The 25,812-nt window shown below is 64.5% G+C and carries 23 protein-coding genes and 2 tRNA genes; 12 read left to right on the forward strand and 13 right to left on the reverse strand.

Features of this window, described 5'->3' with window-relative positions:
* Position 1: 1 nt before the first annotated feature.
* From AC066S_RS14900 to AC066S_RS14935, 8 genes are all read right to left on the reverse strand, one after another.
* Positions 2 to 208 carry a hypothetical protein gene (locus tag AC066S_RS14900; protein WP_126257330.1) on the reverse strand — a complete coding sequence of 69 codons (207 nt, stop codon included), beginning with the start codon at positions 206 to 208 and terminating at the stop codon, positions 2 to 4.
* On the reverse strand, positions 208 to 819 hold the full coding sequence (nuoE, locus tag AC066S_RS14905) for an NADH-quinone oxidoreductase subunit NuoE (RefSeq protein ID WP_091885987.1): 612 nt from the start codon (positions 817 to 819) through the stop codon (positions 208 to 210). Before nuoE ends, AC066S_RS14900 begins: the two co-directional genes overlap by 1 nt.
* A 12-nt stretch (positions 820 to 831) precedes the next feature.
* Positions 832 to 1,794 carry an FkbM family methyltransferase gene (locus tag AC066S_RS14910; RefSeq protein ID WP_164718561.1) on the reverse strand — a complete coding sequence of 321 codons (963 nt, stop codon included), beginning with the start codon at positions 1,792 to 1,794 and terminating at the stop codon, positions 832 to 834.
* On the reverse strand, positions 1,794 to 2,990 hold the full coding sequence (locus AC066S_RS14915) for an NADH-quinone oxidoreductase subunit D (RefSeq protein WP_028136066.1): 1,197 nt from the start codon (positions 2,988 to 2,990) through the stop codon (positions 1,794 to 1,796). The genes AC066S_RS14910 and AC066S_RS14915 overlap by 1 nt, the downstream gene beginning before the upstream one ends.
* Positions 2,991 to 2,992: 2 nt before the next feature.
* Positions 2,993 to 3,607: an NADH-quinone oxidoreductase subunit C gene (locus AC066S_RS14920; RefSeq protein ID WP_126257328.1), complete on the reverse strand. Its 615-nt coding sequence runs from the start codon at positions 3,605 to 3,607 to the stop codon at positions 2,993 to 2,995.
* An 11-nt stretch (positions 3,608 to 3,618) separates the two neighbouring features.
* Positions 3,619 to 4,206 (reverse strand): NuoB/complex I 20 kDa subunit family protein, encoded by a 588-nt coding sequence (locus tag AC066S_RS14925; protein ID WP_028136064.1) that lies wholly within the window; start codon positions 4,204 to 4,206, stop codon positions 3,619 to 3,621.
* Positions 4,197 to 4,562, reverse strand: coding sequence for an NADH-quinone oxidoreductase subunit A (locus AC066S_RS14930; protein ID WP_478270048.1), 366 nt, complete (start codon positions 4,560 to 4,562; stop codon positions 4,197 to 4,199). The genes AC066S_RS14925 and AC066S_RS14930 overlap by 10 nt, the downstream gene beginning before the upstream one ends.
* Before the next feature lie 748 nt (positions 4,563 to 5,310).
* Entirely contained in the window at positions 5,311 to 7,572 is a 2,262-nt protein-coding gene (locus AC066S_RS14935) for a TonB-dependent siderophore receptor (protein ID WP_478270049.1), read from the reverse strand.
* 404 nt (positions 7,573 to 7,976) lie between these two features.
* On the opposite strand from AC066S_RS14935, the gene AC066S_RS14940 reads away from it, so the two are divergent.
* From AC066S_RS14940 to AC066S_RS14960, 5 genes are all read left to right on the forward strand, one after another.
* A complete protein-coding gene (locus AC066S_RS14940; protein ID WP_126257325.1) occupies positions 7,977 to 8,180 on the forward strand; it encodes a hypothetical protein in 204 nt (67 codons plus the stop codon).
* 159 nt (positions 8,181 to 8,339) lie between these two features.
* Positions 8,340 to 8,416: transfer RNA gene (locus AC066S_RS14945), tRNA-Asp, on the forward strand.
* Positions 8,417 to 8,618: 202 nt separating this feature from the next.
* On the forward strand, positions 8,619 to 8,948 hold the full coding sequence (locus AC066S_RS14950) for an HU family DNA-binding protein (RefSeq protein WP_126257324.1): 330 nt from the start codon (positions 8,619 to 8,621) through the stop codon (positions 8,946 to 8,948).
* Positions 8,949 to 9,049: 101 nt separating this feature from the next.
* Positions 9,050 to 10,300, forward strand: a complete 1,251-nt coding sequence (gene pepT, locus AC066S_RS14955) for a peptidase T (protein WP_126257323.1) — start codon at positions 9,050 to 9,052, stop codon at positions 10,298 to 10,300.
* A gap of 29 nt (positions 10,301 to 10,329) precedes the next feature.
* Entirely contained in the window at positions 10,330 to 11,145 is an 816-nt protein-coding gene (locus AC066S_RS14960; RefSeq protein ID WP_478270050.1) for an alpha/beta fold hydrolase, read from the forward strand.
* Positions 11,146 to 11,161: 16 nt separating this feature from the next.
* Here the strand turns inward: AC066S_RS14960 and AC066S_RS14965 are convergent, their stop codons facing one another.
* Positions 11,162 to 12,052, reverse strand: coding sequence for a hypothetical protein (locus AC066S_RS14965; RefSeq protein WP_478270051.1), 891 nt, complete (start codon positions 12,050 to 12,052; stop codon positions 11,162 to 11,164).
* A gap of 527 nt (positions 12,053 to 12,579) precedes the next feature.
* Between AC066S_RS14965 and AC066S_RS14970 the strand changes: the two genes are divergently transcribed.
* The 6 genes from AC066S_RS14970 to AC066S_RS14995 all read left to right on the forward strand — a co-directional run bounded on the left by AC066S_RS14970 (position 12,580) and on the right by AC066S_RS14995 (position 20,315).
* Positions 12,580 to 12,879: a hypothetical protein gene (locus AC066S_RS14970; protein WP_478270052.1), complete on the forward strand. Its 300-nt coding sequence runs from the start codon at positions 12,580 to 12,582 to the stop codon at positions 12,877 to 12,879.
* A gap of 55 nt (positions 12,880 to 12,934) precedes the next feature.
* Complete coding sequence (gene ihpA, locus AC066S_RS14975) at positions 12,935 to 14,212, forward strand: divalent metal ion exporter subunit IhpA (protein WP_478270053.1); 1,278 nt, start codon at positions 12,935 to 12,937, stop codon at positions 14,210 to 14,212.
* Entirely contained in the window at positions 14,209 to 15,183 is a 975-nt protein-coding gene (gene ihpB, locus AC066S_RS14980) for a divalent metal ion exporter adaptor subunit IhpB (RefSeq protein ID WP_478270054.1), read from the forward strand. Before ihpA ends, ihpB begins: the two co-directional genes overlap by 4 nt.
* Positions 15,176 to 18,394 (forward strand): efflux RND transporter permease subunit, encoded by a 3,219-nt coding sequence (locus AC066S_RS14985; protein ID WP_478270055.1) that lies wholly within the window; start codon positions 15,176 to 15,178, stop codon positions 18,392 to 18,394. Before ihpB ends, AC066S_RS14985 begins: the two co-directional genes overlap by 8 nt.
* 2 nt (positions 18,395 to 18,396) lie before the next feature.
* Positions 18,397 to 19,362 (forward strand): cation diffusion facilitator family transporter, encoded by a 966-nt coding sequence (locus AC066S_RS14990; RefSeq protein WP_478270056.1) that lies wholly within the window; start codon positions 18,397 to 18,399, stop codon positions 19,360 to 19,362.
* A 92-nt stretch (positions 19,363 to 19,454) separates the two neighbouring features.
* Positions 19,455 to 20,315, forward strand: coding sequence for a cobaltochelatase CobT-related protein (locus AC066S_RS14995; protein ID WP_478270057.1), 861 nt, complete (start codon positions 19,455 to 19,457; stop codon positions 20,313 to 20,315).
* Positions 20,316 to 20,573: 258 nt separating this feature from the next.
* On the opposite strand, the gene AC066S_RS15000 is transcribed toward AC066S_RS14995, so the two are convergent.
* Positions 20,574 to 21,431: a class I SAM-dependent methyltransferase gene (locus tag AC066S_RS15000; RefSeq protein WP_478270058.1), complete on the reverse strand. Its 858-nt coding sequence runs from the start codon at positions 21,429 to 21,431 to the stop codon at positions 20,574 to 20,576.
* A gap of 203 nt (positions 21,432 to 21,634) precedes the next feature.
* On the opposite strand from AC066S_RS15000, the gene AC066S_RS15005 reads away from it, so the two are divergent.
* Complete coding sequence (locus AC066S_RS15005; RefSeq protein ID WP_478270059.1) at positions 21,635 to 22,732, forward strand: acyltransferase family protein; 1,098 nt, start codon at positions 21,635 to 21,637, stop codon at positions 22,730 to 22,732.
* A 41-nt stretch (positions 22,733 to 22,773) separates the two neighbouring features.
* On the opposite strand, the gene AC066S_RS15010 is transcribed toward AC066S_RS15005, so the two are convergent.
* The 3 genes from AC066S_RS15010 to lon form a co-directional block, all read right to left on the reverse strand.
* Positions 22,774 to 22,850 (reverse strand) — tRNA-Val (locus tag AC066S_RS15010).
* A gap of 60 nt (positions 22,851 to 22,910) precedes the next feature.
* Positions 22,911 to 23,315, reverse strand: a complete 405-nt coding sequence (locus AC066S_RS15015; RefSeq protein WP_126257312.1) for a GFA family protein — start codon at positions 23,313 to 23,315, stop codon at positions 22,911 to 22,913.
* 71 nt (positions 23,316 to 23,386) lie between these two features.
* Positions 23,387 to 25,810: an endopeptidase La gene (gene lon / locus AC066S_RS15020; protein WP_126257311.1), complete on the reverse strand. Its 2,424-nt coding sequence runs from the start codon at positions 25,808 to 25,810 to the stop codon at positions 23,387 to 23,389.
* Positions 25,811 to 25,812 lie beyond the last annotated feature (2 nt).

Genomic DNA, 25,812 nt, shown 5'->3' on the forward strand with positions numbered 1-25,812 from the left:
ATCAACGATTGGACTGCTTGTAGGCAAGTCCGGCGGCGCAGACGCCGAAGGTCAGCGCCCAGAGCAGGCTGGATTCCAGCGACGCGTTCAGGCCGAAACGCTGCAGCAGGAAGATGAAAGCGGCCGCCACGACGGCGTGCATCGCAACGAAGCCCCACTTCTTCATGGCACCGCTCTCCTGCCCCGCGGGCGACGAAAGATCACGCATCAGGTGATCTCCTTCAATGTGGTCGGCCCGGTGATCGGCGCCGAGAACTGGCGGCCGTTCTGCGGACCGGGCTTGGGCGGATTGCCCGAGGCGAAGCCGTCGAGCACCTTGCCAAAACTCTCCTTGGTCAGGTCCTCATAGGTGTCCTTGCCGATCAGCACCATCGGCGCGTTCACGCAGGCACCCAGGCACTCCACCTCTTCCCAGCTGAAATTGCCGTCCTTGGACAGATGGAACGGCTCGTGATGGATGCGGTGCTCGCAGACGTGGATCAGGTCCTCGGCGCCGCGCAGCCGGCACGGCGTGGTGCCGCAGACCTGGACGTGGGCCTTCTTGCCGACGGGGGCGAGCTGGAACATGGTGTAGAAGGTCGCAACCTCCAGCACCCGGATATAGGGCATGTCGAGCATATCGGCGATGACGCGGATCGCGGCTTCCGAGACCCAGCCCTCGTTCTGCTCCTGCGCGCGCCAGAGAATGGCGATGACGGCCGAGGCCTGACGTCCGGCTGGATATTTCGCGATCTGCTGCCTGGCGAACGCGAGGTTCTCCTCGGTGAACGCAAAGCTCGCGGGCTGGACTTCCTTCGGTGCTAGTCGACGAACGGACATCTCTTCAATCTCTCACTGCATGCGGCGCGCGGTCTTCGCATTCAGGGCTTCGATCCTGTCCTGCCAGAATGCGCTTGCGGTGCCGAAAACGTTGTAGCCGACGTGAGTCGAGACCTTGATGCGGTCGAGGATCGACAGCTCGGTCACGGTCTCCATCCGTTTGCTGCGCGGATCGAACACGATCAGCTTCAGCGGGGTCTGCTCGAGGATGTAGCGCGACACCGCATGGGAGCGGTCGCTGCCGTGCTCCTCGCACATGATGACGCTGTCGGCCTGGAGCAGCCGCGCGCCGCCCTTGATCGCCTCGATCTCGACGCCCTCGACGTCGAGCTTGATCAGATACTTGCCGGTGGCAGCGACCCTGCCGTCCTCGATCAGATCATCAAGCGAGATGACCGGCACCTCCTCACCGCCCGCCGAGGGATCGCCGGCGATGCTGAAGGCTTCGTGCTTGGTGCCGGACAGCCGCGCGGTGCCGCGGGCCGCGCCGATCGCGCATTTCATCGTCTCGAAGCGATCGCCGTTGACGCGGGCGTTGTTGGCGAGCTTCGGGTAGTTCTGCCCCGACGGCTCGATCGCGATCGCCTTGTGCGCGCCGAACGGCTTGCTCGAGACCAGCACCGACCAGTAGCCGTAATTGGCGCCGCAATCGAGCAGCGTGTAGTCGACGTCGATGGAGTCGGCGAACAAGAGCTCGAGCTCGTCCTCGTAATTGTAGGAGCGGTTGAGCAGCTTGCTCCAATAGCCGTCGCCGTAGGGGAATTCGAACACGGCGTCGGGGTTGAGCTTGATCGCGATGTTGCGCTCGGGCAGCGTCTTCCGCAGCAAATTCGCGCAGGCGATGTAGCCCATATGCGAGAAGTGCGAGGAGATCTTCGATCCCGTCACCAGCGCCAAGGCAGCCGTCCGCTCCCACAGGTTGGCCCCTTCAAGGGCGCCCGAGGCGCGGTCAAACTGGATTGGCGCCTGCGCCATCACCGATCGACCTCTCCGAACACGATGTCGAGCGAGCCGAGGATCGCCGAGACGTCGGCGAGCAGATGGCCGCGGCAGATGTGGTCCATGGCCTGCAGATGGGCAAAGCCCGGCGCGCGGATCTTGCACTTGTAGGGCTTGTTGGTGCCGTCGGAGATCAGATAGACGCCGAACTCGCCCTTGGGCGCCTCGACCGCGGCGTAGACCTCGCCGGCCGGCACGTGCACGCCCTCGGTGTAGAGCTTGAAGTGATGGATCAGCGCTTCCATCGAGCGCTTCATCTCGCCGCGCCGCGGCGGCGCGACCTTGTTGTCCTCGACGACGACGGGGCCCTTGCCGTCAGGCGCATTCAGCTTCTGGATGCACTGCTTCATGATGCGCACGGACTGGCGCATCTCTTCCATGCGGATCAGATAGCGGTCGTAGCAGTCGCCGTTCTTGCCGATCGGAATGTCGAAATCCATCTCGGCGTAGCATTCATAGGGCTGCGACTTGCGCAGGTCCCAGGCCGCGCCCGAGCCGCGCACCATCACGCCCGAGAAGCCCCACTCCCAGGCCTCCTTCAGCGGCACCACGCCGATGTCGACGTTGCGTTGCTTGAAGATGCGGTTGGCGGTGAGCAGGCGGTCGAGATCGTCGACAACTTTCAGGAACGGATCGCACCAGGCCTCGATGTCGTCGACCAGCTTCTGCGGCAGATCCTGATGCACGCCACCGACGCGGAAGTAAGCTGCGTGCATACGGCTGCCCGAGGCGCGCTCGTAGAACACCATCAGCTTCTCGCGCTCCTCGAAGCCCCACAGCGGCGGGGTCAGCGCACCGACGTCCATCGCCTGCGTGGTGACGTTGAGCAGATGCGACAGGATGCGGCCGATCTCGCAATAGAGCACGCGGATCAGCTGGCCGCGGCGCGGCACCTCGATGCCGAGCAGCTTTTCGGCGGCGAGGCAGAAGGCATGCTCCTGGTTCATCGGCGCGACGTAGTCGAGCCGGTCGAAGTAAGGGATCGCCTGGAGATAGGTCTTCTGCTCGATCAGCTTTTCGGTGCCGCGATGAAGCAGGCCGATATGGGGATCGACACGGGCCACGACTTCGCCGTCGAGTTCCAGCACGAGACGCAACACGCCATGGGCCGCAGGATGCTGCGGTCCAAAATTGATGGTGAAGTTGCGAAGCTGTTCGGGTTGCTCGTTCATGATCAGACCTTCGGCCCCGCTTTTTCATCCCCCGGAAGCACCGGATAATCCGCGCCCTCCCATGGCGACAAGAAATCAAACTTGCGGAACTCCTGGTTGAGCCTGACCGGCTCGTACACCACCCGCTTCTCCTGATCGTCGTAGCGGACCTCGACGAAACCGGTGGTCGGGAAGTCCTTGCGCAGCGGATGACCCTCGAAGCCGTAATCGGTGAGGATGCGGCGCATGTCGGGATGGCCGACGAAGAACACGCCATAGAGGTCGTAGGCCTCGCGCTCGAACCAGTCGGCGCCGGGGAAGACGTCGATCAGCGACGGTACCTGGGTGGTCTCGTCGGCCTGGGCCTTGAGCCGGATCCGCGCATTCAGGGTCGGTGACAGGAAGTGATAGATCACGTCGAAGCGCTTTTCGCGCGACGGATAGTCGGCGGCCGTGATGTCGGTGAAGCTGACGAAGCGGCAGCTCGGGTCATCGCGGAGGTACTTGACCACCTCGACGATCTTGCTGACCTCGACCTCAACCGTGAGCTGGTTGAAGGCCACCGAATGACCGGTGGCGGCGCCCGGAAGCGCGCTAACGATCGTCTGCCCCAGGGCGTCGAGCTTGGCGTCGTCCATGACGTAAAACCTTAGCGTTCGATGGTGCCGGTGCGCCGGATCTTCTTCTGCAGCAGCAGCACGCCGTAGAGCAGCGCTTCCGCCGTGGGCGGGCAGCCCGGCACGTAGATGTCGATCGGCACGATGCGGTCGCAGCCGCGCACGACCGAGTAGGAATAGTGATAATAGCCGCCGCCATTTGCGCAGGAGCCCATCGAGATGACGTAGCGCGGCTCCGGCATCTGGTCGTAGACCTTGCGCAGCGCAGGCGCCATCTTGTTGGTGAGCGTGCCCGCGACGATCATCACGTCGGACTGGCGCGGCGAGGCCCGCGGCGCGAAGCCGAAGCGCTCGACGTCGTAGCGCGGCATCGACACCTGCATCATCTCGACCGCGCAGCAGGCGAGACCGAAGGTCATCCACATCAGGGAGCCGGTGCGCGCCCAGGTGATGAGGTCGTCGGTCGCGGCCACGAAGAAGCCCTTGTCGGACAGCTCGGAATTGACCTCGAGGAAGAACGGATCATTGGCGCCGACCGGCTTGCCGGTCGACGGGTCCAGGATGCCCTTGGGGGCCGGCGCGACGACCGGGCCCGTGGACGCTACAGGGGTCAATCCCATTCCAGTGCTCCCTTCGTCCATTCATAGGCGAACCCGACCGTCAGCACGGCGAGAAACACCACCATGGACCAGAAGCCGGTCGCGCCAAGCTTGCCGAACGCCACCGCCCAGGGAAACAGGAACGCCACCTCGAGGTCGAAGATGATGAAGAGGATGGCGACCAGGTAGAAGCGGACATCGAACTTCATGCGCGCGTCGTCGAAGGCGTTGAAGCCGCATTCATACGCCGACAGCTTTTCCGGATCCGGCTGCTGGAACGCCACGATGAACGGCGCGATCAGCAGCACGAGGCCGATCAGGCCCGCTACCCCTATAAAGACGACGAGTGGAAGATAGTTCTGCAGAATGCCGCTCATGGCGAGCCCTTTTTCCCGCAGCCTCGGGACAGCCACGGATTCGTCCGGTTTGGAATTATTCTGAGCCTTAGCGCAGTGCACCAATGGGCGCAAGACACGGTCTTTTCAGGCCCTTTGCCGCTCCCAGAACGGCAAAAATCCCGGAATCACCCCGCGTTGGTATGGAGCAGATCGCAGGGCCCAGCAAGGGCGGTCAGCCGTTTTGCAAGGGGAGCAGCTCGGAGATTGCGGCGCGCGGGCCACGGCAGCGCCTTGCCGTCGATCGCCCGAGGAAAACGCCGGGTTTTCGGCTGCGGCAGCGCACGCAGCGAGGGATAACACCCACCTCAGGAACCTTCGACTGTCCCCGGCGACAGCTTGGCTGGCCAAATCCGAAGCTGCAGCGCCCGAGGGGCCGGTGATTGTCAGCCGCGAGCCAAGACAAGGTTCAAGACAAGTTGGAGCAAGGACACCTATCCACAGGCGCAGGCCATCAGACGAGCCATGCATCGCGGTGAGGACCGGGCCTGCCTCCTGCGGGATCGGCATCGACTTGCGCTATAGTGCCGTCCGATCGGACCCCGCCGCGAGCGCGGCGACGGCGACGTGGAGGGCCGTCGCGCGTGCCGCGCTCGGATGAGCTTCGGGCCAGGGGGGCATAGCCCGGGAGCTCATCAAATGCGTGATCGAAGACCGGCGGCAGTCCAAACAGGGACAGAGGGACGGTCGAGATCAGGCCGGCCCGACCGATGTCTCCCCTCGCCCATCCTCACCATTTGTAGGAGACGCTGGCGGTCACGCGCCGGCGGTCGCCGTAGAAGCATGACGCGGCCGACGCGCAGCTCGCGACGTAGATCTTGTCGGTCAGATTGATCACGTTCAGCGCGGTCCGCCAGTTCTGCCATTCGTAGTGGAGCGCGAGATCGCCGAGCACGACCGCGGGGACCTCGAGGGTGTTGGCCTGGTCGGCCCAGGACGAGCCGACGTAGCGGACCCCGCCGCCGAAGCCGAACCCTTCGAGCGGTCCGTCCTTGAAGGTGTAGTCGGCCCAGCCCGACACCAGGAGCTCAGGCGTGTTGGTCGGCGTCTTCCCGACCAGCGCCGGATTGAGATCCTTGCTGGTGAAGAGATGATAGGCCGTGAAGGCGCCGATGAACTTCAGCTCCTTGGTGGCGTTGGCCACTACTTCGAGCTCGATGCCGCGCGAAGTCACCTCGCCGGTCTGGTTCTGCAACGTGGGGATCACCGGATCGGTGGTGGCCACGTTCTGACGTTTCAGGTTGAAGACCGAGGCGGTGAAGTAGCCGTCGAAGCCCTTGGGAGCGACCTTCACGCCGACTTCGGCCTGTTGGCCGGTCTCCGGCAGGAACAGGCGCTTCGTTGCACTATTGATGCCAATGATCGGATTGTAGCTGGTCGCGTAAGAGACGTAGGGCGCGATGCCGTTGTCGAAATTATAGATCAATCCGGCGCGCCCGCTGAACCTGCTGTCATCGCGGCTGGCGACGGTGGCGCCGGTATCACGAGCGGCCTGAGTCGTCTCGACCCAGTCATTGCGCCCGCTCAGCACCAGCGTGAAGTTGCCGAGCTTCATCTGATCCTGAAGATAGGTGCCGGCCTGCTTCTGCGTAATCCTGACATTACTGAACGGATCGCCGGTGATCGGAATGTCACCCACACCATACGCTGGATTCAGCGCGTTGATCGACGGAACCCCGACGAAACTGAAGGCTTGATAGTCGTCGATCTGGTAGCCTCTCAGATCGACGCCGAACAGCATCGTGTGCTTCACCGGGCCGGTATCGAAACGATACTCCAACTGGTTGTCGAGATTGGCCTGGTTGGCCGTGTCCTTCGCATACCAATTATAACGGAAGATGTCGCCGGCCGTCGCATTGGTATAGCCGTTGCCGACGTAGCCGCGATAGGTCACATCGACGTGCGCGAACCGCGCATTCTGCCGGAACGTGAGGTCATCGGTGAGATTGCGCTCGAACTGGTAGCCGAGCATCTCCTGCTCGCGCGTGAACTTGTCGACGCCGGGATCGCCGACGAAGAAGCTGGTCGGGATCTTGCCGAACGGTGCGTTGGTCACCGTGCCCTGGTACGGCAGGAAGTTGATGCCGCGGGTGTCCGTCTTCGACGCCGACGCGAGAACCGTGAAGGTCGTATCGGCATCAGGCTTCCAGGTGAATGACGGCGCGATGAAATAGTTGTTATCAGGCGTGAAGTCGACCTGCGTGCCGCCGTTCCTGACCTCGCCGACGACGCGATAGAACAGCTTGCCATCCTGAGGCTGCGTCGCAACCGGCCCGCCGACATCGAAGCCGACATAAGCATTGCCGAAATTGTTCACTCCGGTCTCGATGTAGCGGATCGGCTCGGCCGGCGGCAGTTTGCTGATGACGTTGACGATGCCGCTCGGGCTCGATCCGCCATAGAGCACGGCGGACGGACCGCGGAGCACCTCAACGCGTTCCATGTTGGACGGCGGCAGCCGCCAGCTCGCATAGGCGGTGTAGAACAGCTGCATGCCGTCCAGGAACAGCCCGATGTCGTCGGACTTGAAGCCGCGGATCAGCCACCAATCGTTGCGCGTATCGGCGCCGAATGTCCCGGCGCGCACGCCGGCGGTGTAGCGCAGGGTTTCGTCGAGCTTCATCGGCTTCTGGTCGCGGATCTGCTCGGCGCCGATGACGGACACCGATTGCGGCGTCTGCATGATCGGCGTGTTGGTCTTGGTGCCCGACGAGCTGCGTCCGGCGACGTAACCGTTCACCGGACCGCGCGGAGTCTCGACGAAGCCGACATTGCGCGGCGGCTGCTGCGGTCTGTTTCGAGTGGCGACCTGTTCCGACGCCCGCGGCAGACGGCGCTGAGGAGTTGTGGCCGCGCGGCGGCGGGCTTCCGGCGCGGTGACCGTCACCGACGGCAGGTTCTGCGCCCCACTCTGCGAGGAAGATTGTGCAAGTGATGCCTGCGGCATCAAGACCAAAGCGGACGCGGTCGCCAACACGGCCGACCGCAGCATTCCAAGACTGTTCAACGCGCCACCCCAAAGCTGCATGTTCGATACGTCATGCCGCTGTCCCCGGACGGCATGCGCTCGGACGTCACGCTTATGGGAGGGCGCGAAAATTCCCTAATTGAAAGCTTCTTAGAACGGCTCTTAGAAACGATCCAACATGTCCGAGTCGGCCTGGCTTCTTTTCGGATTACCCGATTTTCCAATCAGCTTGCGGAAGCCCGGGACAGGTCGCCAGGCATCGGCGGAGCCGGACGCGACCAACCGGGCCCCCGCCCTCAGGTGCCGGCGGACGAAGCCAGCCCGGCGGCGAGATGAAACCATTTTGCGGAACCCGCGAAACCATCCGGAAACAGATGGTCCTTAAGACAACAGCCATAGACGGCGGCAAAGCCCGTCGGGAGGCTCAGATGAACCACTCAATTCACTCTGCTGATCGTGCGACCCACCTCAAGATCGTGGTGGTGGCGCTGGTAGCCGGCATCATGGTGGCCGGCTTCGGGATCGCAGCCCGTACCAATGCCGATTACAGCCAGACCGCCCAATCCACCCAAGTGATCAAGGCCGGCAAGCCGGTGGTGGTGACGAGCGCCGGGACCTCGGAGATTCGCTGATAATCCTCTTCCGGGCTGACCAATGGCCGCCTTCGGGCGGCCTTTTTCGTTTTCCGGAGCAATGCTTAGCCGAGATGCACCGGGGAAGCGCAACGTCCTTGACTTCACCCAGCCCCGCCTTTAATTCCCCCCTCGTTCCGCGCGCATCGAGCGAACCACGCGGGAGTAGCTCAGTTGGTTAGAGCGCCGGCCTGTCACGCCGGAGGTCGCGGGTTCGAGCCCCGTCTCTCGCGCCATTTTGGCAATCCCTTCATAGCCTTAGCCTGAACTTCTCAACGCCCACGGCATCTGCGCCGGCATTTGACCGCGCACGGCGGGAACTCTCGGCATGGTCAGCCCGCGCCCGAATCGTCTACGCCTTCCAAGGCTTGGAGGGATTCCCCACGCATGACCGGGATTTCCGGGGCCTCCCTGTCATTGGAATCGAGGAGGCCAGCCATGGCTAAGAAGGATTCGGCGAAGAAAGATTCGGCGAAGAAGGCAGCCACTCCCGCCACCATCACGCTCAAGCATCTCGCCGCCGATATCGCCGAGAGCCAGGAGCTCTCGAAAAAGCACGCCGAGGCGGTTCTGACCGACATGGTCGACCTGATCGCCAAGCACCTGCGGAAGGGCGACCGCGTCCGCATTGTCGGTCTCGGCATCCTCCAGGTCCGCAAGCGCGCCGCCCGCACCGGCCGCAATCCCGCCACCGGCGAGGCGATCCACATCAAGGCGAGCAAGAAGGTCACCTTCCGTCCGGTCAAGGAACTGAAAGAGGCGATTTGAGGCAAGGTTTCGTTAGGCCTGTTCTCATCTCGATCCAGCCGCGACGCGGCCCGCTTTCTGGTATATCGCATCTCATCCCCTGACCCGGCGGTTGACCAGAAATGTCCTCTCTCACCTTTTCGCACACCGTGACCGAGCGCTTCCTGCGCTACGTCACCATCGACACCCAGTCCGATCCGGAATCCCCCCGCTCGCCCTCGACCGAGAAGCAGAAGGATCTCGGCCGCGTGCTCGCTGCCGAGCTGAAGGCCATGGGCGTCGCGGACGCCCATCTCGACGATTACGGCTACGTCTACGGCACGATCCCGGCCAACACCGACAAGAAGGTGCCGGTGATCTGCTTCTGCTCACACATGGACACCTCGCCCGACGTCACCGGCAAGGACGTCAAGCCGCAGATCTGGAAGAACTATCGCGGCGGCGATATCGCCCTGCCGGGCGACCCCAGCCAGGTGATCCGCTTCAATGAGCATCCGGCGCTGAAGAACCAGATCGGCAACGACATCATCACCACTGACGGCACGACGCTGTTGGGTGCCGACAACAAGGCCGGCGTCGCGGAGATCATGGATGCCGCGCATTTCTTCATCAACAATCCCGACGTGAAGCACGGCACCATCAAGATCCTGTTCACGCCGGACGAAGAGATCGGCCGCGGCGTCGACAATGTCGACCTGAAGAAGCTCGGCGCCGATTTCGGCTACACCATGGACGGCGAAAGCGCCGGCTGCGTCGAGGACGAGACCTTCTCGGCCGATGGCGCCACCATCACCATCAACGGCGTCAGCGCTCATCCCGGCTACGCCAAGGGCAAGATGGAGCACGCCATCAAGATCGCGGCTGCCATCGTCGAGCGGCTGCCTCGCGAAGGCTGCTCGCCGGAGACGACCTCGGGCAAGCAGGGTTTTCTGCATCCGATCGGCATCGAGGGCGCGCTGGAGCAGGCGACGCTGTCCTTCATCGTCCGCGACTTCAGCGAGGAAGGGCTGAAGGAGAAGGAGGATCTGCTCGAGAGCATCGTCAAGGACGTGATGAAGGACTATCCGCGCTCGACCTACAAATTCGAGGTGAAGGAGCAATACCGCAACATGAAGCAGGTGATCGACCGTCACCCGCACGTGCTCGAATACGCCATCGAGGCGATCCGCCGCGCCGGGCTGCGCCCGATGCGCACCGCGATCCGCGGCGGCACCGACGGCTCGCGCCTTTCCTTCATGGGCCTGCCCTGCCCCAACATCTTTGCCGGCGAGCACGCCTTTCACTCCCGGCTCGAATGGGTCAGCCGGCAGGACATGGAAAAGGCGGTGCAGACCATCGTCCATCTCGCGATGATCTGGGAGGAGAAGGCCTGACGCGCGACGAGAATCGACTTCGCAATTCGATGCAATACATCGCATCCGGCCGTGCCAGCCTCGCAACGGAAGTCGCAGGCGACGGCGAGACCGTCGTCTTTCTTCATGCCAATGTGTGCGACCGGCGCATGTGGCGCGCCCAATTCGATCGGATGAGCGCCACCCACAAGGTGGTCGCTTATGACCGACGCGGGTTCGGCGAAACCCGCGCCGAGCCTGAAGACTTTTCCGCCCTCGCCGACCTCGTCGCGGTGCTGGAGGCAACCGCAGGCGGCCAGCCCGCAATCCTCGTCGGCTGCTCCCTCGGCGGGCGCATCGCGCTCGATGCCGCGGTCCGGCATCCCTCCCGCGTTCGCGCCTTCGTTCTGATCGCTCCGAATGTCGCAGGCGCACCCGATCCGGACTATGCCCCCGACATCGAGGCGTTGATGAAGCAATCGAAGCAGGCCGAGGCCTCCGGCGACCTCGAACGGTTGAACGCGATGAAGGCGCGCCTGTGGCTGGATGGTCCGCTGGCTCTCGAAGGCCGCGTCACCGGTCCCGCCCGCGATCTGCTCCTCGACATGAACGGCATCGCACTCCGCTCCGCACCGTTCGGATCAGACGTCGATATTCAACCCTTCTACCACCGGCTTCATGAGATCGCGGTGCCTACCCTTGTCGTCTGGGGTGAACTCGACTTCCCCTATGTTCAGGATCGCTGTCGCCACGTCGTCGCGGCAGTCCCGGGCGCGCAGGGCCATGAAATGCCTGACGTAGCCCATCTCCCCAGCCTGGAGCGCCCGGCGGACGTCACAAGTCTCGTTACCGAGTTCGTCCGCCGACACGCGGGCACAGGCAGGTAGAGGCACGCCTCGAAAACTACGGCACCGGCATCACGCGCGGATTGCGATGGAAACGATTTGAGCTCGCCATCCAGTTCGGCAACGGCTCTCCATCGCGATGCCGACCGCCGGCGACGGCTGCAGCCCAGGCCACCGCGGCGCCGATCAGGGTCGCGGCCGCGACCGAAAATGCCACGATGATCGAGTTGCGACGCGCGCGGTTGATCGCCGTCCTCGAATCCGCGATCAGCGCATCGACGCGCCGTTCGGCGTCGGGGGCCGCCAGCCCTGTGAGACCAGCAACCTGTTGCACCAGGTAGGCCCGGTCATCGGTGCTGACACCGCTGTGGCTGGACGACGTCATCAGAATGCGTCCCGCTTCAGCCCGCGCCTCCCTCAGATCGATGTTCGGCGCGCGGCGGGGTGCGCGAAACAGCTTGTCGAGCTCATAGCTCAACAGAGGCTCGGCCGCGGACGTATTGCTGGCTGAGCTCCGCATCGGCGAACGATCGAGCGCGGCAGCGCCGAGAAGCGCGAGCAGAGCCGCGCCAGCCAGCACCGCCAGGGCCCAGGAAGTCAGCCCGTGCAGGCCGTCCCGCCGCTCGCAATCATCCTCGATGGTTGCAAGCGCAGGCGCCGGTCGGGCCGTCCGGCCGGCGATGTAGCCGCCGAAGCCGAAGCTGACGATCGCCTGGATGATCAAATAGAGTCCGGAGAGCAGCGCCAGCGCTGCCGATGCATCGCGCCAAGTCGGCGAGGCCGAACTGACCCCCAAGCCGACCGCGACACCAAATCCGATCAGGATGAACGACATTGCGCTGGCGGCGAGAGCGCCTGCGAACACCGAGCTCCATTGGATTGTGCGGGGGGCTTCGCCTTCCAGGCCGCCTTCCATGATTTCTTCCCGCATGAGCGTTTCGACCGTCATTGCGGCCGCCTCAACGCAGGCCGAAGAACGACAGGATCGCCATGATGACGACGACCAAGCCGATCAGATAAATCAGTCCGTCCATTGTCCGTCCTCCTCAGTTTCTTCTGACGCCTAATCGCGACGTATGAGGAACGTTCCAAATTGCAGAGATCGGCGGGAACGAATGGGCGGGATGCGAATTGAGTGCTGGAGTCCCAAGGATGAAGATTGTGAGCACAAGGCCTCAGTCGGCTAGTTCCGGCTGGGGCCTTTCCGTGTCTGCGACCGCCGCACCGGCGCCGGTTCGCATGGCCACGATCGAGACATTGGCTTCGCGCCGGCGCCATATCGCCCGCCGATGAAACGCGATTGGCTCGCGTGCACCGCTGCGGCAATTGTTCCAGGGACGTAACAATGTTGCGGGTCGACACTGTTCCGGCCGCCATGCTAGGCCGGGCATCGACCGCAACCAGAGTGACGTCGTGCTCGCCACCCGCCAGCCCTCAGCAACCTGCCGTCCGTGCCATTGGCGCGGGCTGCTGTCCGTGCTGATCGCGGTGGTCTATCTGCTTGCGGGCGCCCTGCACGCCTCGCACGATATCGACGTGACCACGCCCGGCGGCGGCTCGGAAACTGCCGCGGTCCTGGACGAACCCTCGGGCCATAGCGACCACAAGGCCGTCGGCGGACATCATTGTCATGGCTGCTTCTGGCTGACGGTCACCCAGCCGGCGCCATCGGCCGCGTCGGTCGCGCCCGTGCCGGCAACACGCCCGCAACATGCCTCCCGGCTCGCCGGCATTGTCCCCGAAACCGACTCTCCGCCCCCCAAACGCATTGCCTGAACGGTTTGGTCGGGCGTTCAGCGCCCATTAGGTTCATCCTTTACAGGTCGGTTTCATGTTTCGCAGGGGAATTGCCGCGCGCCTGGCGTGCGCGGCAGCGTGTCTGATTGCCGGAGTGGCGCTTGCACCGCCGTCGCAGGCCCAGACTTTGACGATGCGCAGTGCACTGTCGCGCGCGCTGGCCGCGAGCCCGCGACTGACGGCGGCGGAGCGCGACGTCGGCATCGCCACGGGCCAGCGCATCCAGGCCGGCGCGCTGCTCAATCCGGAGCTGTCGTACGAGCAGGACGATTCGTTCGGCTCCGGCAAATATCGCGGGACGCGATCGGCCGAGACCACGCTCCAGATCAGCCAGGCCTTCGAGCTGTTCGGCAAGCGCGACGCGCGGATCGCGGCCGGAGCGGCCGGTGTCGAAGTCGCGGCGATCCAGCGCAAGGCCGTCAGGCTCGAAGTGCTGTCGGAGACCGCGATCGCCTTCCTCAGCGTGCTCGGCGCGCAGCGCCGCATCCAGATCCTCGACGAGCAGATCGCCGCCATCGACCGCCTGACCCCACTGCTGCGCCGCCGTGTCGAGGCCGGCGCCTCCTCGCCGGCCGAGACCGGCCGCGCCGAGGTCGCCTCCGCCCTGGTGAGGGCCGACCGCGAACGCTTCAAGGCGAGCCTGGCGAGCGCCCGGCGCGAGCTTGCGGTGCTGATGGGCGATCCCGCCGCGAAATTCGGCGAGGTCTCCGGCCGGCTCGACACCATGGGCAAGCCGCCGACGTTCCAATCGGTGGTCGCGGCCATCGACGCCAATCCGCAATTGGTGCGCTGGACCGCGGTGTTTGCCCAGCGCAACGCCGAGCTGCTGCTGGCGCGGCTCAAGCCTTATCCTGATGTACGGATTGCCGCCGGCTGGCGTCACTATAGCGAGACCAATGACGACGCGGTGCGGCTGTCCCTCTCGGTTCCGATCCCCGTGTTCGACCGGAACCAGGGCAACATCCTGTCGGCGCAGGAAAGCCTTGCCAAGACCAAAGCCGAGCGCGAGGCCAACCGTAACACGCTGATCGTGATTGCCGGGCGCGCCTACGACTCGCTGCAGGGCTCGCTGCGCGAGCTCGCGGTGCTGCGCGAGACCGCCATTCCCAAGGCAGTCGAAGCGTCCGAGGCGATCTCGCAAGGCTACGGCCAGGGCCGCTTCACCCTGCTCGAGGTGCTCGATGCCCAGGCCAGCGTCACCCAGGCGCGGCTCCGCGAGCAGGAGGCGCTGCAGAATTTCCACGCCGGCGTTGCGATCATCGAAGGCCTCGTCGGCAATCCCTTCACGCTGGCGCGGGAGAGCGCACGATGAAGACGTCCTCCACCATCGTCGTTGCCATCGTTGCCGCCGCGCTCGGCGCTTACGGCTATTCCCTGCTCGCCCCGGACAAGCTCGCACACACCGAGCATGCCGAGCATGCCGAAAAGAAGCCGAACGACCATGTCGAGCAGGACGAGCACGGCGCCGACCGCATCCGCATCTCCGACGTCAAGCTGGCCGCCGCTGGCGTCACGCTGGCGGAGGCCGCGAGCGCGACGCTGACCGACACGCTCGCCTTCAACGGCATCCTGCGCGCGAACCAGGAAGCCGTGGTGCAGGTGACGCCGCGCTTTCCGGGCGTCGTCAAATCCATCCTGAAGCGCATCGGCGACAAGGTCGCCAAGGACGATCTGCTTGCCGCGATCGAGAGCAACCAGAGCCTCACCGTCTATGAGCTCAAGGCGCCGATTGCCGGTACCATCATCGAGCGGCAGATCTCGCTCGGCGAATACGCCTCCGAACAGAAGCCGGCCTTCGTCGTCGCCGACCTCTCCACCATCTGGGTCGATCTGTCGATCTACCGGCAGGATCTCCGGCGTGTCCACCTCAACGACGAGGTGCTGATCGATCCCGACGACGGCCGCGGCGAGATCAAGGGCACGATCTCCTACATGGCGCCGATCGGCAGTAGCGAGACCCAGACCGCGCTGGCGCGCGTGGTGCTGCAAAACCCGGACGGGCGCCTGCGCCCCGGCCTGTTCGTCACGGCGCGGCTGATCCTTGCGGCACGCAACGTCGCGGTCGCCGTGCGCCGGAGCGCGATTCAGACGCTGGAGAGCCGGACCATCGTGTTCGTCCGCGAGGACGGCGACAAGATCGAGGCCCGCCCGGTCGAGCTTGGAGATTCCGATCCCCGCCACGTCGAGATCAAGGCGGGGCTTTCTGCCGGCGAGCATTACGTCGCCGAGAACAGTTTTGTCGTGAAGGCGGAGATGGGCAAGGGCGAGGCCGAGCATGATTGAGCGCCTCATCGCCGTCTCGCTTGCCCAGCGCTGGCTGGTCCTCCTGCTCGCGCTCGGCGCCATCGCTTTCGGGGCCTGGAACTTCCAGCGCCTGCCGATCGACGCCGTGCCTGACGTCACCAACGTCCAGGTCCAGATCAACACCCGCGCGCCCGGCTATTCCCCGCTCGAGACCGAGCAGCGCATCACCTTCCCGGTCGAGACCGCGATGGGAGGCCTGCCGAAACTCGACTACACCCGCTCGCTGTCGCGCTACGGCCTCAGCCAGGTGACGGTCGTCTTCAAGGACGGCACCGACATCTTCTTCGCCCGCCAGCTCGTCGGCGAACGCATCCAGCAGGTGAAGGACCAGCTGCCTGTTGGCGTCGAGGTCGCGATGGGCCCGGTCTCGACCGGGCTCGGCGAAATCTTCATGTACACAGTCGAGGCCAAGGCGGGCGCGAAGACGCAAGGCGGCCACGACTATTCGCTGACCGAATTGCGCACCGTGCAGGACTGGATCATCAAGCCGCAGCTTCGCAACGTGCCCGGCGTGATCGAGATCAACACCATCGGCGGCTTCGAACGGCAATTCCACGTACTGCCGGACCCCGGCAAGCTGATGGCCTACCGGCTCGGCTTCCGCGACGTGATGACGGCGCTCGCCGCCAACAACGCCAATGTCGGCGCCGGCTATATCGAGCGCAACGGCGAGCAATATCTGGTTCGTTCGCCGGGCCAGGTCGGCAACATCAGCGAGATCCAGGACATCGTGATCGGCTCGCGCGGCGGCAATCCCGTCAGGATCAGGGACGTCGCGACCGTCACCGAGGGCCGCGATCTGCGCACGGGAGCTGCGACGCGCGACGGCGAGGAAACCGTGCTCGGCACCGCCATGCTGCTGATCGGCGAGAACAGCCGCACGGTGGCGCGCCGCGTCGCGGCCCGGCTCGAGGACATCGCCAAATCGCTGCCCGAAGGCGTCGTGACGCGGACCGTCTACGATCGCACCGACCTCGTCGAAGCCACCATCCGCACCGTCAGGAACAACCTGCTGGAGGGCGCGGCGCTGGTGGTGGCGGTGCTGTTCCTGATCCTCGGCAACATCCGCGCGGCGCTCGTGGTGGCCTGCGTCATTCCGCTATCGATGGCGATGACGATCACCGGCATGGTCGAGACCAGGGTCAGCGCGAACCTGATGAGCCTGGGCGCGATCGATTTCGGCATCATCGTCGACGGTGCAGTGATCATCGTCGAGAATTGCCTGCGCATGCTGGCTGCGGCCCAGCGCGAGAAGGGGCGCCTGCTCACGCTCCCGGAGCGGCTGCGCGCGATCCTGCGCGGGTCGAGCGAAGTCATCAAGCCGAGCCTGTTCGGAACGCTGATCATCGCGGTGGTCTACCTGCCCGTGCTGACGCTGACCGGCGTCGAAGGCAAGATGTTCACGCCGATGGCGCTGACCGTGCTGATGGCGCTGGGCGCCGCCGTGCTGTTCTCCATCACCTTCGTGCCGGCGGCGGTGGCCATCTTCGTCACCGGCAAGGTCTCCGAGCACGAAAACCTGTTCATGCGGATGGCGAAGCGCGGCTATCTGCCCCTGCTCCGCTGGGCCATCGACAACCGCGCGGCCGTCGCCATCGTGGCCGCGCTCATCGTGATCGCCAGTGGGATCGCTGCTTCGCGCATGGGCGGCGAGTTCATTCCGAGCCTGGACGAAGGCGACGTCGCGCTTGCCTCGATCCGGATTCCCGGCACCAGCCTGACGCAATCGCTGGATCTGCAGAAGGCGCTGGAAAAGCGCATCACGCAGATTCCGGAGGTGAAGGAGTTCTTCACCCGCATCGGCACCGCCGAGATCGCGACCGACCCGATGTCGCCGGCGCAGACCGACGGCTACATCATGCTCAAGCCGCGCAGCGAATGGCCCGACCCGGACAAGCCGAAATCGGAGGTGGTCGAGGCCATCGATCATGCCGCGGACGACATTCCCGGCAGCGCCTATGAACTTTCCCAGCCGATCCAGTTCCGGGTCAACGAGCTGACCTCCGGCGTGCGCAGCGATGTCGGCGTCAAGATTTTCGGCGACGACCTCGACATCCTGCAAGGTGCCGCAAAGCAGGTCGAGGCCGCGATCCGGGGCATCCGAGGCGCCAGCGACGTCAAGATCGAGCAGGTCGCGGGCCTGCCGATCCTCACCGTGCCGCTCGACCGCCAGGCGCTCGCCCGCTACGGTCTCAGCGTCGCTGAGGTGCAGGGCATCGTCGAGATCGCAGTCGGCGGCAAGTCCGCCGGCAAGCTGTTCGAGGGCGACCGCCGTTTCGACATCGTGGTCCGCTTGCCCGAGCATTTGCGCGGCAATCTCGAGGCGATCCGGGCGATTCCCATCCCGTTGCCGCCTGGCGAGGAGGCCGGCTCCGGCCCGGCCATTCGAACCGCCCTCGTCGCCTCTCCCCTCGCCCAGATGCGCTACGTGCCGCTGTCGTCGGTCGCAACCGTCGATGCGACGCCCGGGCCCAACCAGATCAGCCGCGAGAACGGCAAGAGACGGATCGTCGTCACCGCCAATGTCCGCGCGCGCGACCTCGGCTCCTTCGTGGCCGAGGCCGAGACAGCGGTGGCCGAGAAGGTCAAGCTGCCGCCGGGCTACTTCATCGGCTGGGGCGGCCAGTTCGAGCAGCTGGTCTCGGCGACCAAGCGGCTGACCATCGTGGTGCCGGTGGCGTTGCTGCTGGTGTTCCTGCTGCTGTTCATGAGCATGGGATCGGCGGCCGACGCGGCGCTGGTGTTCTCCGGCGTGCCGCTGGCGCTGACCGGCGGCGTTGCCGCGCTGTTGCTGCGCGACATTCCCCTCTCCATCAGCGCCGGTGTCGGCTTCATCGCGCTGTCGGGCGTCGCCGTGCTCAACGGCCTCGTCATCATCGCCTTCATCGAGCGGCTGCGCAGCGAGGGGCGCCCCATCGCGGAGGCAGTGCGCGAAGGCGCACTGACGCGGCTGCGGCCGGTGCTGATGACGGCGCTCGTCGCCTCGCTCGGCTTCGTGCCGATGGCTCTCGCCACCGGCGCCGGCGCCGAGGTGCAGCGGCCGCTCGCGACCGTGGTGATCGGCGGCATCATCTCCTCGACCGTCCTGACCCTGCTGGTGCTGCCGGCGCTCTACGTGCTGTTCCGCCGTGACGGGGCGCGCGAAACGCCTACAATGACGCCTGATTTGGCGGCTTCCGGGGAGCGCTAGAATTGGGCCACGATCACCACGCTCATCACCACCATGATCATGCCGGCCATTCGCATGATCATGGCCATGATCATGGGCACGGCCATGTCCATGCCCCCGCGAATTTCGGCAAGGCGTTCGCGCTCGGCATTTCGCTCAACACCGCGCTGGTCGTCGCCGAGGCGATCTACGGCTACATCGGCAACTCCACCGCCCTGCTCGCCGACGCCGGCCATAACCTGTCCGACGTGCTCGGCCTCGTCATCGCCTGGGGCGCCTCGATCGCAGCGCGACGCGCGCCGAGCGGCCGCTTCACCTATGGCCTGCGCGCCTCCACCATCCTGGCGGCGCTGGCGAACGCCATCTTCTTGCTGGTCGCCACCGGCGCGATCGGTTGGGAAGCGATCCTGCGCCTGCGCGAACCGGAGCCGGTCGCGGGCGTCACCGTGATGGTGGTGGCGGGCATCGGCATCCTCATCAACGGCTTCACCGCGATGCTGTTCGCGCGCGGACGCAGCGACGACATCAACATCGAGGGCGCGTACCTGCACATGGCGGCGGACGCCGCGGTGTCACTCGGCGTCGTGATCTCGGCGGCGCTGATCATCTGGACCGGCTGGCTCTGGCTCGATCCCGTCACCAGCCTCGTCATCTGCGCAACCATCCTCTGGAGCACCACCAGCCTGCTGCGGGGCTCCATCGACATGTCGATGGCGGCCGCGCCCAAGGGCACCGACCTCGCCGCGATCAGAGCTTTCCTTCTGGCGCGTCCCGGCGTCTCAGGGATCCACGATCTCCATGTCTGGCCGATCTCCACCACCGAGACGGCGCTGACCTGCCACCTCGTCATGCCCACGGGCACGGACGACGCATTCCTGATGCAGACGGCGCAGCTGCTGAAGGGCTCCTTCCGCATCGGCCACACCACGCTTCAGGTCGAGACGCATCCAGACAACGGCTGCGCGCTGGCGCCGGATGATGTGGTGTGAGGAGACGACAACGGCTGTGCCGGTTGCCGGTTGCACCGGCGCTGCTCAAAATGTGAGACTGCCCCTGGCCCATCCCTGCCGTCGAAAAGCGCATGCCGTCGGAATATCGCGTCTATACGACTAAGTTTGACAAAGAGATCCGCGCGGGCGAGATCGACTCAGTCCTGGGACCGCTATCCCCCAACGAGCAAGCGGCGCTCGACGAGGCCAGGCGGGTGCTGGCAATGCGCCTGCTGCCTTGGAAAACAGACCTCGAAATTACTGCTTCCGAGACTGCGATCCGGATCAGATCGACTCTTGGAGACGCCGGACGGGCGGATGCCGTCGTCTCCATACTCATCGACCATTCGGGCTCAATGCGGGGGCAAAAGATCCTGTACACGGCAGCCACGATAGAAGTGGTCCACAGGTTTCTGGAATCGCTAGGGATCGCGCACGAGGTGCTTGGCTTCACAACCTCGCAATGGCGTGGCGGACGCTCGCGCAGGCGGTGGAAGTGGCGCTTTAGACCACCAGAAAACCCGGGCCGGTTGAATGATCTCCTTCACATCGTATACCAAAGCCCGAATGACAAGGGCATCAGCGCGTGGCATCTCGGCCAGATGCTCCGCCCAGATTTGCTCAAGGAGAATATCGACGGCGAAGCAATCCTGTGGGCGGAACGCCGCTTGCGAGGCTTGCCGCAACGACGCAAGCATCTCATTGTCTTGTCTGACGGCGCGCCGGTCGATGACTCGACGCTTCAAGCCAATGGCAAGGACTACCTCTGGGATCACCTCCGCGACGTGATCGAACGGATCCGAGGAACTGGCGAGGTGCAACTCGCAGCCGTCTTGATCGGCCACGAAGCCCGCCCACACTACCCCGTGTTCGATCAGATCGACGCCGCCAGCGATCTGGGCGGCGCCCTGCTGTCGCTCATCGAGCGTGTGCTCACTGCGAAGGCGACCTAGCTGGCCCTGCTGCTCGGTCAACCACTACACGCCAGCAGCTGAAATCTCGAGGATCAAAGCGCGTGACGGCTCCCCCTCCACGGCAGTGTGCTGTCGTCGAGTTCGACCAACTCATATCTGCGGCCGCAAGTGACCCAGTTCGTAGATTTTCGTCATTGCGAGCGCAGCGAAGCAATCCAGAATCCTTCCGCAGAAAGACTCTGGATTGCTTCGTCGCTTCGCTCCTCGCAATGACGGGCGTGGAGAGAGCGCCGAGCCTCACCCCACCTTCGCCGTCACGATCCAGATCGCACCCTGCAACGCCACGCTCTGCCCTTTCAGGAATGGCGTCAGCATCTCACGGATCGACGCCTTGGCGGCCTCGTACGTCTCCGGCGGATGGCCCTGCAGCGCACGGCTGGCGGGGCCGATCTGGAGCGCACCGTCGACCGCCGCATCGAGGCCGCCGCCGATCGCGACATCCATCGGCAGATTTTGCGGCTGCATCGCCACGTCCACGAAGCCTGCGCCTTTCAGGATGCGCATCACGCGCTCTTCCGAGGCGAAGGCGAACGGGCCCGGCTCCTCCGGCCCGACCGGCGGCATCTTCGGCACGTGCTTGTAGACCGCCATCAGCGGCGCCATCATCCACGGATTCTCCTTGGGCTCGCGCCAGCAGGCGAAGGCGAGCCGACCCGACGGCTTCAGCGCGCGTCGCAGATTGGTGAAGGACGCGATCGGATCGGCGAAGAACATCACGCCAAAGCGCGAGGCGAGCAGATCGAAGCTCGCCGGCTCGAACGGGTACACCGTCGCATCCGCCAGCACGAAATCGAGCGGCAGGCCCTTTGGCGCCAGTGCACGCGCCTGCGACAGCATCGGCTCAGAGACGTCGAGGCCGAGCGCAAACCCGTCGGGCGCGACAGCCTTGGCGAACGCGAACGTCGTCGCACCGGAGCCGCAGCCGACGTCGAGGACGCGCTCGCCCGGTTGTGGCCTCGCGCGCTCGATCAGGACGTCCGCAATCGGCCCGAGCAGCTTCTCCTGCGCCGCGTGGCGGTCGGCCCAGCGCTGCCCGCCCGGACCGTTCCAATAGGCGATCTGGTCGGCGTTTTGCTCGTGGCCAGGCTGTTGCATCGCATTCTCCTTCGGGCTGGGCCGCCCGCCCCGCCGAAAGAGGCTTATCCGCATGCAGTTCCCGGACGCAAGACCGATTCCGGCGAGCTATCTGCGGCAGCTACAGTCGCGAGCGGAAAGGTACGGGAGCGACGTGTGCGACCGGTCCAGAGTTGACACAATCGAGACCCACTGTTCTAACTCGGGAAACATGGGGAAACCCTTTGAAATCCGAACGATCAGTCGGCATCGATTGCCTGCGCGCCATCGCGATCATCTGGGTGCTGCTCTTTCATTTTGTGCCGCTTCAGGTCTTCAATCGCGGTACGTTTGGCGTCCTGCTGTTCTTCATCATCAGCGGCTATTGCATCGCATTCAGCGTTGAGACCTCGCAATCGGCCTGGCACTTCTACGCCAAGAGGCTCGGCCGCCTGCTGCCGGCGCTGATCGTCTGCGGCTTCCTGACGACGCTGTTCAAGAATGTGATGCCCGATCTGGTCGAGCAAGGCCGTGGAGTGACTTGGTTCGACTACGTCTATACGCTGATATCTCTTCCGACTCTCAACGTCCTCCACGTCGATCATCATTTGCCCGACGGCGCCTATTGGTCATTGCAGATTGAGTTTCAGTTCTACCTCTTCTGCTTCGTGATGATGGCGCTGGGCCTCAAGCAACGGCTCGTGGCGTTGCTCTGCGTGGTGACCATATTCCGGACCCTGACCACCAGCACGGACTTCTACACCTCAAACGACTTCTTTCCGTTCTTCATTGCCGGCATGAGCGTCGCAGCTCTCGTCAGGGGGCGCAGGAGGGAGGCGATCATTGGAATCGCCGTGGCGTTCTCGGTCGAACTCTATCATCTGAATTTCAACGTCAAGCAGCCGTCGGTCGCAATCGAGATGTACCGGTCGCTGCTGCTATGGTCCGGCACGGCGGCCGTCTATCTTGCCGCGCGGTATGACCATGTCCTGCTTCGATCGCTTCGCGCCGTGGCCGTCCCCTTGGCCTTCATCGGCGTCATCAGCTATCCGCTCTACCTGCTTCATCAGGACATCGGGAATATGATCCTGCACTGGGCTCACATTGGCCGCGACCATAATTCGGCCCTGCTCGTTCGAGCCGTCGTGCTGCCAGGTTTCCTCGCTGGCATGGCTTGGCTGATCTTTGCACTTGTCGAGAAACCCGCGATCAAGCCGCTAACAGCGTTGCTGGCCAACCCGCTCGCTTGGGTTCGGCAATGGCAGCCGTCAGCGGCGCAAACCCGGTATCAAGCCGCCGCCGCGGCCAGCGCAGACGTCGCGCGCGGGGAGCCGGTCGGGTAGATCCGATCCGCGCTGAATCGCAAGCGCACCGACCGGCAGATTGGTGGGCGGTCACGGATTCGAACCGCGGACCCTCTCGGTGTAAACGAGATGCTCTAACCAGCTGAGCTAACCGCCCTCGCCGCCTCTTTAGCCTCACAGGCCCCGGACGGGCAAGCGCGGAACTTCAGTCCCGGCCTCAATCCTGCGGCCGCCCCGGCAGCAGCGGCACCGCGTCGATCCACACCGCGGCCGACCGGCACCAGATCTGCCGGACGGGACGCAGCTGGTCGCGCTGGCGGATAGAGCCCCAGCGGATGCCCCAATCGTCGGCCTGGTCGCCCTCGCCGCTGGTGAACAGCGGGGAACCGCAATCGGCGCAGAAGTGCTGGAAGCGCATCCGGCCGTTGTCGCCGCGCTTGCCGTAGATTTTTGGCGTGCCGGCGGTCAGGCGAATGTCAGCTCCCGAACAGATGGCCGTCACGCGGAACGGCGAGCCGGTCAGGGTCTGGCAATCGGTGCAATGGCAAACCGACACGGCTTCGGGGTCGATCTCGGCTTGATAGGTGATCCTGCCGCAATGGCATTGGCCGTCGATCTGCATCGCCCTCTCTCCCCTCCACCCCAAACAAAAACGGCGCCCGAAGGCGCCGTTTTATCATCTTTCGCTTCGGCCTAGTGAGCGGTCAGACCGCCGGCGGCCTCGTCGCCGTCGGGCTTCACCGTCACCTTGGTGTCCTCTTCCCAGACGATCGGCGTCGGCTTCTTCACCAACGCCTTGGCGATGACGTCGTCGAGGCGGGAGACCGGGATGATCTCCATGCCGCCCTTGATCGCATCGGAAATCTCCGTGAGATCCTTGGCGTTGTCCTCGGGGATCAGCACCGTCTTGATACCGCCGCGGGCCGCAGCCAGCAGCTTCTCCTTCAGGCCGCCGATCGGCAGCACGCGGCCGCGCAGCGTGATCTCGCCGGTCATCGCGACATCGTGGCGGACCGGGATGCCGGTCATGACCGAGATGATCGCGGTGGCCATCGCGACACCTGCGGACGGACCGTCCTTCGGCGTCGCGCCCTCCGGCACGTGCACGTGGATGTCGCGCCGGTCGAACAGCGGCGGCTCGATGCCGTAGTTGATCGCGCGCGAGCGGACATAGGACGCCGCCGCCGAGATCGACTCCTTCATCACATCACGCAGATTGCCGGTGACCGTCATCTTGCCCTTGCCGGGCATCATGACGCCTTCGATCGTCAAGAGCTCGCCGCCGACGTCGGTCCAGGCAAGGCCGGTGACGATGCCGACCTGCGCCTCGCTCTCGATCTCGCCGAAGCGGTACTTCGGCACGCCGAGCAGCTCTTCCAGAGTCTTCTCGGTGACCTTGACCGACTTCTTCTTGGAGATCATCAGCTCCTTCACCGCCTTGCGGGCGAGTGTGGAGAGCTCACGCTCCAGATTACGCACGCCCGCTTCGCGGGTGTAGCGGCGGATCAACAGCAGCAGCGCGTCGTCGTCGATCGAGAACTCCTTGGAGTCCAGGCCATGCTTGGACACCGCGTTCGGGATCAGATGCTTGCGCGCGATCTCGACCTTCTCGTTCTCAGTGTAGCCCGCGATCCGGATGATCTCCATGCGGTCCATCAGCGGCCCCGGAATATTGAGCGTATTCGCGGTGGTGATGAACATCACGTTGGACAGATCGTAGTCGACCTCGAGATAGTGGTCGTTGAAGGTCCCGTTCTGCTCGGGGTCGAGGACCTCGAGCAAGGCGGAGGACGGATCGCCGCGGAAATCGGCGCCCATCTTGTCGATCTCGTCCAGCAGGAACAGCGGGTTGGACGACTTCGCCTTCCGCATCGACTGGATGATCTTGCCGGGCATCGAGCCGATATAGGTGCGGCGGTGACCGCGGATCTCGGCCTCGTCGCGCACGCCGCCGAGCGAGACGCGCACGAATTCGCGCCCCGTCGCCTTCGCGATCGACTTGCCAAGCGAGGTCTTGCCGACGCCGGGAGGTCCGACGAGGCACAGGATCGGGCCCGTCAGCTTGTTGGCGCGCGACTGCACCGCGAGATACTCGACGATGCGTTCCTTAACCTTCTCGAGCCCATAGTGATCCGAATCCAGGATGGCCTGCGCAGCCTCCAGATCCTTCTTCACCTTGGACTTCTTGTTCCACGGAATCGACAGCAGCCAATCCAGATAGTTGCGCACGACGGTCGCTTCCGCGGACATCGGCGACATCTGGCGCAGCTTCTTCAATTCATGCTGCGCCTTCTCGCGCGCTTCCTTGGAGAGCTTGGTCTTGGAGATCTTCTCTTCGAGGTCGGCGAGCTCGTCGCGACCGTCGTCGTCGCCGAGTTCCTTTTGGATCGCCTTCATCTGCTCGTTGAGATAATACTCGCGCTGGGTCTTCTCCATTTGTCGTTTGACACGAGAACGAATCCGCTTCTCGACCTGCAGCACCGAGATCTCGCTCTCCATCAGGCCCAGCACCTTCTCCAGGCGCGTAGTGACCGACAGCGTCTCCAGGATGCCTTGCCGATCCGCGATCTTGACCGCGAGATGCGAGGCAACGGTGTCGGCGAGCTTGGCGAAATCGGTGATCGCCTGCACGACGCCGACGACCTCGGCCGAGATCTTCTTGTTGAGCTTCACATAGCTCTCGAAGTCGGACACGACCGAGCGTGCCAGCGCCTCCGCCTCGACCGACTTCGCATCGGTGTCGGCGAGCGCGACGGCCGTCGCCTCGTAATAATCGGCGCGATCGGTGTATTTCGACACGCGCGCGCGCTCGAGCCCTTCGACCAGCACCTTCACGGTGCCGTCGGGAAGCTTCAAGAGCTGCAGCACGCTGGCGAGCGTCCCGGTCTCGTAAATGGCATCGGGCGCCGGATCATCGTCGGACGCGTTCTTCTGCGTCGCGAGCATGATCAGCGCATCGTTCTTCATCACCTCCTCGAGCGCGCGGATCGACTTCTCGCGACCGACGAAGAGCGGAACGATCATGTGCGGGAAGACGACGATGTCGCGCAGCGGCAGCACAGGATAGGCGTGCGTTTCGCCATGGACGATGGTTGGCCGGGTTTTTGGATTAGTCATGG

This window comes from Bradyrhizobium sp. CFUWI (assembly GCF_056429085.1).